Source organism: Streptomyces viridiviolaceus, from assembly GCF_014650995.1.
GTDB lineage: Bacteria > Actinomycetota > Actinomycetes > Streptomycetales > Streptomycetaceae > Streptomyces > Streptomyces viridiviolaceus.
Genome location: NZ_BMWA01000106.1, coordinates 1 through 742, shown reverse-complemented (window position 1 = coordinate 742; position 742 = coordinate 1). Strand labels below are relative to the sequence as shown.

Genomic DNA, 742 nt, shown 5'->3' with positions numbered 1-742 from the left:
ACAAGAAAAACAAAAGACAAGCAATATAGAGACTAATAATCAAATAAAAGTAGAACAAGAACAACAAAAGACAGAACAAGAAAAACAAAAGACAAACAACACACAAAAAGATTTGGTTAACAAAGCAGAACAAAATTGCCAAGAAAATCATAATCAATTCTTTATTAAAAAATTAGGAATTAAGGGTGGCATTGCTATAGAAATAGAAGCTGAATGCAAAACCCCTAAACCCACAAAAACAAACCAAACCCCTATCCAGCCAAAACACCTTCCAAACTCCAAGCAACCCCGCTCTCAAAGAGGATCAAAAGCGCAAGAGCTTATCGCTTATTTGCAAAAAGAATTAGAATCTCTGCCCTATTCACAAAAAGCTATCGTTAAACAAGTGGATTTTTATAAACCAAGTTCTATCGCCTATTTAGAACTAGATCCTAGAGATTTTAAGGTTACAGAAGAATGGCAAAACGAAAATCTAAAAATACGCTCTAAAGCTCAAGCTAAAATGCTTGAAATGAGAAAACCACAAGCCCACCTTTCACCCTCTCAAAGCCTTTTGTTCGTTCAAAAAATATTTGCTGATATTAATAAAGAAATAAAAGTAGTTGCTAATACCGAGAAAAAAGCAGAAAAAGTGGGTTATGGTTATAGTAAAAGGATGTAGGCATAAGAAAACACCATAAAATCGTTCTTAACTTCTAGAAGACATCAGTCAGTTTCTTGCCATAGAAAAATCGCTTATTGG

1 protein-coding gene is annotated in these 742 nt (G+C 33.6%); it reads left to right on the top strand.

Features of this window, described 5'->3' with window-relative positions; all coding sequences use genetic code 11:
* The coding region (locus IE260_RS43460; RefSeq protein WP_189881031.1) for a DUF874 family protein at window positions 1-661 on the top strand (661 nt) is incomplete at its 5' end.
* Window positions 662-742: the final 81 nt, after the last annotated feature.